At 41.2% G+C, this 10,019-nt stretch carries 7 protein-coding genes; 3 read left to right on the top strand and 4 right to left on the bottom strand.

What is annotated here, in order from left to right:
• Positions 1 to 429: 429 nt before the first annotated feature.
• The 3 genes from ssb to QL886_RS11760 form a co-directional block, all read right to left on the bottom strand.
• A complete protein-coding gene (ssb, locus tag QL886_RS11770) occupies positions 430 to 1,053 on the bottom strand; it encodes a single-stranded DNA-binding protein (protein WP_101204383.1) in 624 nt (207 codons plus the stop codon).
• A gap of 317 nt (positions 1,054 to 1,370) precedes the next feature.
• Positions 1,371 to 1,982 carry a DUF3833 domain-containing protein gene (locus QL886_RS11765; RefSeq protein WP_290178839.1) on the bottom strand — a complete coding sequence of 204 codons (612 nt, stop codon included), beginning with the start codon at positions 1,980 to 1,982 and terminating at the stop codon, positions 1,371 to 1,373.
• 141 nt (positions 1,983 to 2,123) lie between these two features.
• Positions 2,124 to 3,488: an MFS transporter gene (locus QL886_RS11760; protein ID WP_290178838.1), complete on the bottom strand. Its 1,365-nt coding sequence runs from the start codon at positions 3,486 to 3,488 to the stop codon at positions 2,124 to 2,126.
• 668 nt (positions 3,489 to 4,156) lie between these two features.
• On the opposite strand from QL886_RS11760, the gene uvrA reads away from it, so the two are divergent.
• The 3 genes from uvrA (at position 4,157) to QL886_RS11745 (ending at position 9,544) form a co-directional block, all read left to right on the top strand.
• Positions 4,157 to 7,063, top strand: coding sequence for an excinuclease ABC subunit UvrA (uvrA, locus tag QL886_RS11755; protein WP_201549591.1), 2,907 nt, complete (start codon positions 4,157 to 4,159; stop codon positions 7,061 to 7,063).
• 312 nt (positions 7,064 to 7,375) lie between these two features.
• The gene (locus QL886_RS11750) at positions 7,376 to 7,651 is read left to right on the top strand and encodes a hypothetical protein (RefSeq protein ID WP_290178836.1); all 276 of its coding nucleotides are present in this window, start codon (positions 7,376 to 7,378) and stop codon (positions 7,649 to 7,651) included.
• 126 nt (positions 7,652 to 7,777) lie between these two features.
• Positions 7,778 to 9,544, top strand: a complete 1,767-nt coding sequence (locus QL886_RS11745) for a P-loop NTPase fold protein (protein WP_290178834.1) — start codon at positions 7,778 to 7,780, stop codon at positions 9,542 to 9,544.
• Positions 9,545 to 9,612: 68 nt separating this feature from the next.
• On the opposite strand, the gene QL886_RS11740 is transcribed toward QL886_RS11745, so the two are convergent.
• Complete coding sequence (locus QL886_RS11740; RefSeq protein WP_290178833.1) at positions 9,613 to 9,894, bottom strand: DUF503 domain-containing protein; 282 nt, start codon at positions 9,892 to 9,894, stop codon at positions 9,613 to 9,615.
• Positions 9,895 to 10,019: the final 125 nt, after the last annotated feature.

The following is a 10,019-nucleotide window of genomic DNA, read 5'->3' as shown; positions in this document are numbered from 1 at the left end:
CGCCATATAAAGTTAGTATAGCAATTTTTAAAACTAAACGTCACTAATCATAATTATTTTTTGGTATAAACGGTCAATATAGAGTATGGAAGGTAGTAAGCATACTAGCTAATGTGAAAACCAATAGTGTTAAACCAATAATAAATAAACTTAAGTTTATTCGATTAAAAATTAAGAGCATATTAAATAAATTAAAAGATTCTTTAATAAAAATTTAGTTTAACTATGCTAAAAAGCATCAACTGAATTACATTTCTGGATATAGTTAATCCTCTATAAAAGAGCTACAGCCTTAACCTCGTTTGAAGTATCACAGTTACATCTGCACTCAGTTGCCTTATATCTCTTTTAAACTGAATCAACTATAGCAAGCATTAAAAAAGCCCTGCAGTTGCAGGGCTTTTTGAACATTACTTAATTATGTATTCCTCAGAACGGAATATCATCATCTACAGGGCCATCTGGCATTGCTGTAGGCTTAGATTGTGCAGGTTTCTGTGCTGGCTGATTGAACTGGTTTTGCTGAGCAGGCGCCTGATTGTTAAAGCTATTCTGACCACCTTGAGCCGCTGGTTGGTTGTAGCCACCTTGATGTGCCATCTGATTATTTGCTTGCTGACCAAAGTTATTCTGGTTGTTTTGGCCACCTTGATTATTATAGCCGCCACTCTGACCTTGGTTTTGACCACCAAAGCTATCTCCACCCTGACCGCCGCCAGTTTGACCATCAAGCATCTGCATTTGTTCAGCACGAATCTCAGTAATGTAACGGTCCTGACCACTTTGGTCTTGGTATTTACGTGTACGCAAACTACCTTCGATGTAGACTTTGCTGCCTTTGCGCAGGTATTGCGCTGCGATTTCACCTAGACGGTTAAAAAGTGCGATACGATGCCACTCTGTCGCTTCTCTTTTTTCGCCGCTTTGTTTGTCTGTCCACTGCTCTGATGTCGCAACCGAGATATTGGTTACGCTACCGCCATTGCTGAATTGGCGTGCCTCAGGATCTGCTCCGAGGTTACCGATGATGATAACTTTATTGACTCCGCGCATGATACCGTCCTTTTACTTATGAATAATTTAATAAACTGTTTTAATCGTTATCTGATAGCATCATTTGATACTATCAATTGTATAATTTTACTTTAACCAATTTTTATCGAAATATCTATAGGCTACCTATGGTGCACGTCAGTCTATGTCGCTTAGATACTCTATCTTGATATACTAGTCGATATTGTAGAGTCCAATAAATAACAGGTAATAGATAAATATGCTGCTATTTTGCCATTTTAAGACGCTGAAGAACACCTTTCACCTTTATCGATATTGCATAGCACCTTATTTATTATCAAATGATTTAGACGTTTTTAATTAACATCAGAAGGCTTGCGATGCATGCTCAACGTCACGCTACCCAGCTCAACGCCAAATTTTTTCATCACTGAGCGATTGAGCATGACATCCTCATTAATAAGATACATCCAATCATCGAACGTTACTTTGTAGGTTTTGTCCTCGACAGGTAACTCTAATAAGTAATTCCAGTGCAACGTATTGCCCACCACTTCTCCAGTAGCCTCACCAATGACATCACCTGCGACACCTTTCCAGCTGCCATCTGTCTGCTCAGTCAGACGCCATATACGCTGCGATTTCGTGCCATCTGCCCACGAGAATTTCTCGTTTAGGACAATGACATCATCTCCCTCATGGGTCGCATCAATGTCGACATAAAAGCGTTTTTTGACCTCACCATTTCGACCTTGGAACATACCCCAACCATCGATTTGACCCAAAAAAAACTCATGCATGTCGAGCGTCGGTGTGGTGTTCTGATACGCCTGAATATTTTGTGTGGCGCAACCAGAAGTTAGTAGCATGGCTGATAAACCAAGACCTGCTGTTAACTTGGTTATTGAGCGATGCGCCTTCTTTTTACCCTCAATGACATTACCAGACAGCATCTTAAATTTACTCATATTAATTCCTTTTAAATAGAGATAAATAGTTAGTTTCTACTGATTGATATTGGTGGTTTATGAGACTGCTGTCTGTGCAATTTTTGCTATTTGGCTTTGTTTCTATATAAAAACATAAGCCTAAAGCTGTTATATATCGTATTAAATATCTAGCGGACTCTGCGCCAAACTCGATAGCTGCTGACGTGAATCGTCCGTCAACTGTGTCTTATCTAACTTTAGATAGGCGACTTGCTCTTTTGCCATGACGACCAGCTCATCAACACCATCTACTGCCAGCATTTGTCGCGACCAGTCTTGGATATTGATATCTTTGGGAATAGTAACGGTAGTGCTCGATAGATAGGGAGGCTGAGAAATGGGAATAATGATAAGTAGTGCGGCACCCATAATAATAGCCAGTATGCCCCACGCCAAAAAATTAGGCTGGCTTAATAACAGACCACCCATTGCCCCGCCTACAAATGCTCCAAAGAACTGACTAGAAGAGTTAAGCCCCATCGCGGTCGCTTTATTGGCGACTGGTGCGCGCTTAGATATCCATGAGGGAATCGTCGCCTCAAGCAAGTTAAAGCCCATAAAGTACAGCAGCAAACCCAATATGATACCAACACCGACCTGACTACCAAGCGCGAGTATTGCTAAAGCGGCAGTCATCAGTGCAATTGCACCCAAAAACACCTGACGCATTTTGCGTTTCTTTTCAGCGATGATAATAAACGGTATCGCGATGGCGAAGCCAATAAACAATAGCGGCAAATACACCATGCCTTGCTGACGTACTGACAAGCCAAGTACGTCACTGAGCTGGTGCGGCAATATCACAAATATCGCAGTCATCGTCAGATGTAGCGCAAAGATACCGATATGTAAGCGGTTAAGATCACCAATCTTGAGGACAGTAGCCAACTGTTGACCGATGGTCTTATTATCCAGATTGTGCTTGAGCACGCGCATAGGCGTCGGTACCACCACCAATAGCAGCATCGCCAATATAGCAAATCCTGAAGTTAGCCAAAACAGTCCAGAGATTCCGAGCGATCCGACTAACAATGGACCAAAAGCAAAGGCGAGCATAATAGAGGTCGCAATCGTCAGACCCATCGTGGCCATCGCTTTGGTACGCATCTCTTCACGAGTCACATCAGCCAGTAACGCCATAAGCACAGCAGAGACCGCGCCACTACCCGCCAGCGCTCGACCAATGATCACTTCGTAAATATCCGTCGCATTTGCTGCAATCATGCCGCCGACAGCGAACAATATCAATCCCAAAAAGATAATAGGCTTACGCGGAAATTTATCAGCAGCCAAACTCATCGGTATCTGAAAAATAGCCTGCCCTAAGCCATAAATACCAACGGCCAAACCAATCAAAAACGGCGTTGCGTGTGCATAATTGTCACCGTAAACAGAAAATACCGGCACAATCATAAACAAGCCAATCATACGTAAGGCAAAGATGCCACCGACTCCGAGAATTGCCCGTTTCTCTACGCTATTCATACTTGCCTCACTGGTTGATCATTGCTGGTTGCTCATTGCTATCTTTCGCGACTAACACTTGCGCCATACCATGATTTATCACTACTGGTTTATCAAGGCATTGGCCTATAAATCAAGCCCCCTAGTATAAGACATTCGCCGTTTGGTTGCCGAAACTTTTGTCTTACTGGTGCAGTAACGTATGCGCCCTTAACCCAAGCCATTCATATTACGAGATTATTTTGTTACCAAGTGCATCAGATGGACAGTCATGCCTTGAATAATGCTGTCACCGTGACAATAAAGTAAAACGTTGTCAGCACAATTAATGGCTAACTCACCATATCTATGTAACGACGAACGCTCCTATAAAATGACATTTTTGGTCAAAACCATAACAAACGATGCCTGTTACTTAACACTGATTTGATTTAGATTTGCTGAGTCCTATAAAAATAATCGTAGAAACGACAAACAATATAGAGCCAAACAATAATAGAAAATGAATAACTAGGCTGGCATAACTTTTACCTTATCAATATATGTACCCTTTATAACGACACTACTTATAACAACACCATAAATTTAGAATTATTCACCTTTTAACCAACCACTTTACTGATCTGTATTTACTTTTTGACTTGAGATATTTCCCAATCCCCTTTTAGCAAATAGGAAACCTGTAACCGATGGCACATGACCATATCGCAATACGCGGCGCACGTACTCATAATTTAAAAAACATCGATTTAGACATTCCACGAGATAAATTCGTGGTAATCACTGGCCTATCTGGCTCTGGTAAATCTTCATTGGCATTTGACACGCTATATGCCGAAGGGCAACGTCGTTATGTCGAAAGCTTATCGGCATACGCTCGTCAGTTCCTCTCGCAAATGGAGAAACCCGACGTCGATAGTATCGAGGGTCTATCCCCTGCGATTGCTATCGAGCAAAAATCAACCAACCATAACCCACGCTCGACCGTCGGTACGATTACCGAGATTTATGACTATCTGCGCCTGCTCTATGCACGTATCGGTACGCCATATTGCCCTGAGCATGGTGAGCCAATGGTCGCGCAGTCGGTCACTGAGATGGTCGATCAGGTCATGGCCTTGCCAGATGACACCAAGATTATGATTTTGGCACCGGTGATTCGTGAGCGTAAAGGTGAGCATACCGTCTTGCTTGAGCAGCTGATTGGTCAAGGCTTTGTCCGTGTGCGCGTCGACGGTGATGTTTACGATACCGATGAGCTACCAACGTTAGATAAAAAGAAAAAACATACCATCGAAGTGGTGGTCGATCGCTTTAAAGTTCGTGATGACTTGGGCAACCGTGTCGCTGAGAGCTTAGAGACGGCGTTACGTTTGGGTCAAGGGCTGGTCACGCTACACTTTATGGATGGTAATCCAAAAGAAGGCGGTGACGAAAACCAAGTGATGTCAGCCAAGCATTCATGCCCTGTCTGTGATCGGGCAGTGCCTGAGCTTGAGCCACGCATGTTCAGTTTTAACAATCCATACGGCGCATGCCCAAGCTGTGATGGTCTTGGTAAACGCCAATATTTCGCCGCTGAAAAACTGATTACTCATCATGAGAAGTCACTTAACCAAGGTGCTATCAATGGCTGGGACAAGCGTCATGCGTACTATTTTGGCTTGCTTAGCACGGTCTGTAAGCATTTCAAAATTGATATGGATGCACCATGGCAAGATCTGTCTAAAGAGCAGCAAGACCTCATCATGCATGGCTCTGGTAAAGAGAAGCTGACCTTTAACTTTACCGATGAGCGCGGCCGCAAGACGAATAAGACTGTACCATTTGAAGGTGTGCTTCCCTACCTAGAGCGTCGTTATGCCAAGACGCAAAGTAACCTTGTCCGTGATGAGTTAGCTAAATATCTGGCAGATACCACTTGTAACGTCTGTGACGGCGCGCGTCTGAATGAAATCTCACGCAATGTCCGTGTTGATGATCAGACCATTGCAGAAATCGTTAAGCTATCTATTGGTGATGCGGCGGACTATTATAAAACGCTAAAGATTGGTGGTCATAAAGGTGAAGTCGCCGAAAAAATCTTTAAAGAGATTAATGAGCGCTTAAACTTCCTCGTCAGCGTTGGTCTGGACTATCTAACACTCGCCCGCTCTGCCGAAACATTATCAGGCGGTGAAGCGCAGCGTATTCGTCTGGCTAGCCAAATCGGTGCTGGTTTGATGGGCGTCATGTATGTACTTGATGAGCCGTCAATCGGTCTGCATCAACGTGATAATGATCGCCTACTAAAAACCCTTACGCGCTTACGTGACTTGGGTAATACGGTACTGGTCGTAGAGCACGATGAAGATGCGATTCGCCAAGCAGATCACGTGATTGATATCGGTATCGGTGCAGGCGTACATGGCGGTCATATTATCGCCCAAGGTACGGTCGATGACATCATGGCAAACAAAGAATCGCTGACTGGGCAATATATGTCTGGTAAGAAGAAAATCGAGATTCCAACTGTGCGTCATAAAGCCAAAACCATCGATGTGGAAGTCAAAGGTAAGGCCAAAGCCAAAAAAGTACCTATGACCATCGAGCTAAAAGGCGCGTCAGGCAATAACTTGCACGATGTAGATTTGACCATTCCTGTTGGTATCATGACTTGTGTGACGGGTGTCTCAGGTTCGGGTAAATCAACCTTGATTAACCGTACCCTTATGCCATTGGCAGCGACTCAGTTAAACAATGCCTCAACGCTGATTGCCGATAAGTTTGAAAGCATCAGCGGTCTTGAGCATTTAGACAAAATGGTCGATATCGATCAAAGCCCAATCGGTCGTACACCGCGCTCAAACCCAGCGACTTATACTGGCGTATTTACCCCTGTGCGTGAGATGTTTGCCCAGACCCAAGAAGCGCGTGCTCGTGGTTACAAGCCTGGTCGCTTTAGTTTCAATGTAAAAGGCGGACGCTGTGAGATGTGCCAAGGTGATGGTCTAATCAAAGTTGAGATGCATTTCTTACCTGATATGTATGTGCCATGTGATACCTGTGAGGGCAAGCGCTACAATCGCGAGACGCTAGAGATTCACTATAAAGGCAAAACTATTGCTGATGTGCTCGATATGACGGTTGAAGATGCCGTTGAGTTCTTCTCAGCGATACCAGCGATCTATCGTCGTCTGCAAGCATTGATGGATGTCGGTCTGAGTTACATTCGTTTGGGTCAGTCTGCCCCAACACTCTCAGGTGGTGAAGCGCAACGTGTCAAACTGGCGCGTGAGCTTGCCAAACGCGATACAGGACAGACGCTGTATATCTTGGATGAGCCAACCACTGGTTTACATTTCCATGATATCGATAAGCTGCTCAATATCCTACATGCCCTACGTGATAAAGGTAATACTATCGTAGTCATTGAGCATAACTTGGATGTTATCAAGACGGCGGACTGGGTGATTGATCTAGGCCCTGAAGGCGGTAAAGGTGGCGGTATGATCATCGCTGAAGGCACGCCTGAGGAAGTGGCTGAAGTCAAAGAATCATACACGGGTATATTCTTAAAACCGATGCTTGAGCAAGGTATGAAAGAAGTCAGCTAATACCGTTAGTCATGATTGATAAAAGGCCACTCTTTATAGGGTGGCCTTTTTTATGGGCTGGTATAAGGCAAAGCACAAACTATAAGCTATAAATGAAAATTGATATATAAACTAAGGCTTAAGTTACTTCACTACGTTACCTTTCTTAATATTTATTAAAGATACTTAAAAGTTAAATGTATTAATATTTAAATGGTTAGATATGACGCGTAGACATATACGATATAGAAACAACTGGTTAATAACGATATAACCCACACAAATTGACATTACTCACTCCTGCATGATCTCTGAAACTCTTAAGGACTCTCCATGAAAAAATTACTATTTATTTTCTTAGCATCTACTGTTGGCGTTAGTGCCTGTGCGTCAGGCGGCACATCAAATGGCGTAAGCGATCACAACCATCAAAGACCTGCGATGTCAGCGGATATGAAGCAAGCCATGGATGACTGTGCTCAACGAGCTGGCGTGAAAATGACTAAAGAAAGTCGTCCAAGTAAAAGTGATATGAAGAAGCTAGAAGCCTGTATGACTGCAAAAGGGTATAAAAAACCTGAAGGACATGGTCAAGGCCGTCCGCAATAACTAATACTTTTTAGATAATCGTTGATAAAAGGCCACTCTTTCGGGAGTGGCCTTTTTGTTGGGTAGAATTTAGAGTTTGGTGTTAATATCATTATCAATTTAAGAACATCTGTAAGGTAACTAGCAATGGCAAATGCAGTAAATATCGATAGTCGAATTTTAGAACTAGTTGATAATAACAATCCTTTTGCTATCGCGCTGACTGGCGAATGGGGTATCGGCAAAACACACTTATGGAAAGAACTTCGTAATAATAATGAAAAAGCATTTTCTGGTAAGAAGTATGCCTATGTTTCTTTGTTTGGTTTGGATTCACTAGCAAATCTTAAATCTGCAATTGCTATAGAAGTGCACAAATCAGTTGGCGCTAATGGGAGTATATGGAAAAAAGACATTCTCAAACCTACTAAAAAGGTTCTATCATCCCTCACAGGTAGCAGTATTGGAACTACTTCTGATGTACGCATAGGACTAAATCTTGGTAATAATATTATTACTAGCGTAGTTTTTTCACATCTTAAAAATACGTTAGTTTGCTTAGATGATATAGAAAGGAGATCAGATAGCTTATCGATGTCAGAAATAATGGGATTGGTGAATTATCTTAAAAATGAGCGTAAGTGCCAAGTTGTCATGATATTACACAGTGATCAATCAGAAGATAAAGACTATTTCAACAAGCATAAAGAAAAGGTGTTTGATGAATTATTAGTTTTAGATGATTCCTTATCCATTATTAAAGATGATATAGTCAAAAACTATGAATTATTTCCTATTTATGAGAAATTTTACAAGGCATTAGAAATTAAGAATTTACGTTTCTATCAACGTGTTCATAAAATGTTTAGTTATATTCTTGAAAATGTAGATCCGAATTTATCACTTGAAAGTAAACGTCAAATACTACAATCCCTTCTAATCATTACACTTGCCCACGACATACCATATAGACTTGATGAAAATATAAGTTTCGATACTTTCGTCAAAATTTTTGATGAAAATAATAGTATACATTCTGATAATTTCCTTATTATTGGGGAAACTCCAGAGGGAAAGAAAGAAGAAGTCGATATTTTAAGAAAAGTACGTGCTGTTCTTCAAGACTTTTATCAAGATTTCTTGATAGCAAATTGGGGTAAGTTAATTATCAATATAATTAAAAACCTCGAACTTGATTCTGAAATAGCTCAAAATTGTATTGAAAAAGATATAATAAATGAAAATATTCTAAGGGATGAAAGACTACACACGCAGGTTATTTATGAGTATCAAAGTTTAAAATTAGAACACAAATTTCCTGAACGTCTTTACTATGTAGCTTGTAGTAGAATAAACCCAGCACAATTAGACAACTTGAGTTTATATTGTGACATTCTTGAAGCATGTAAAAGGAAGGACTTATCTGACAAATTACATGATCACGTTAAAATTTTTATCAAACAGAAAATCAACTCATCACAGTCAAAGCCATCTATAAACGATTGGTATGCATTTAGTATAGAGCCTTATGAACGATTTTATGATTTTGTTCTAGAAGCTCTAGAAAACTATAGTCCAACTAATGCTAATACCAACACTATTTCTTATATTTTTTTGCGATTCTATGATAAAAGAATTGCAAATGACGACGACATACATACTCTTAAACTCGTTGACAAAGTTATTCTAAGAGATATGATTTGGACAGAAATTGATAATGAAAGATATCGTAGACAGTTCATTCATTCTATTTTACTACATCCCGTACTCAATAAGCTTGGGGGGAAAAAAGAAAAAGTAAGACAGTGGATAATAGAGCTTTTGAATGAAAAAATAAGTGTAAGTCCAGAGAGTGAAGCCCCTATCAAAATGTGGTTGAGTAGTACTGATAATTTAACAAAAAACCTGTTCTAGTCATAGTTATTATAGCTTTTGACTAAAATAGTTACCTAGAAAAAAGTCTCTACAGGTATAAAGCCAACTTAAACAAACTCTCTTTCAACATTCATCACCCTTGCATCTACCGTACGTTCTAGCTTTTCCTCAATTTGACTACATTGCGACTCGACTTCACGTTTTGACAGTCCAACGATCACAAACGTCCACTCGCTGGCGTCATGCCGATCGCGCTCACCACTCTCACAAACTGCGACGCTTGGCACATTGCCAAAGCGCGCGTGCAAGCCGCCCATACGGTGGCGTTTTTCTTTTAGCGAGCTACAGCCGGGCAATGAGAACGTCAAAGTCAAAATAGCGATATGCATTTTATGCTCCTTGCGATAGGGGTTTACGCTTTATAATAGTAGCAAATCAGCACTGTGAGTGACGCTATCGTTGATTCAGTTTAAAAGAGATACAAGGCAACCGAGTGTAGAGGTGACTGTGATAC

This window comes from Psychrobacter sp. APC 3281 (genome assembly GCF_030407815.1).
GTDB lineage: Bacteria > Pseudomonadota > Gammaproteobacteria > Pseudomonadales > Moraxellaceae > Psychrobacter.
Note: the sequence above shows the minus strand (reverse complement) of the source record. Positions and strands in the feature narration are given on the sequence as shown.

Excerpts from the sequence above, each read along its gene's own strand:
- ssb (WP_101204383.1), bottom strand. The coding sequence starts at position 1,053 with ATGCGCGGAGTCAATAAAGTTATCATCATCGGTAACCTCGGAGCAGAT.
- QL886_RS11765 (WP_290178839.1), bottom strand. The coding sequence starts at position 1,982 with ATGAGTAAATTTAAGATGCTGTCTGGTAATGTCATTGAGGGTAAAAAG.
- QL886_RS11760 (WP_290178838.1), bottom strand. The coding sequence starts at position 3,488 with ATGAATAGCGTAGAGAAACGGGCAATTCTCGGAGTCGGTGGCATCTTT.
- uvrA (WP_201549591.1), top strand. The coding sequence starts at position 4,157 with ATGGCACATGACCATATCGCAATACGCGGCGCACGTACTCATAATTTA.
- QL886_RS11750 (WP_290178836.1), top strand. The coding sequence starts at position 7,376 with ATGAAAAAATTACTATTTATTTTCTTAGCATCTACTGTTGGCGTTAGT.
- QL886_RS11745 (WP_290178834.1), top strand. The coding sequence starts at position 7,778 with ATGGCAAATGCAGTAAATATCGATAGTCGAATTTTAGAACTAGTTGAT.
- QL886_RS11740 (WP_290178833.1), bottom strand. The coding sequence starts at position 9,894 with ATGCATATCGCTATTTTGACTTTGACGTTCTCATTGCCCGGCTGTAGC.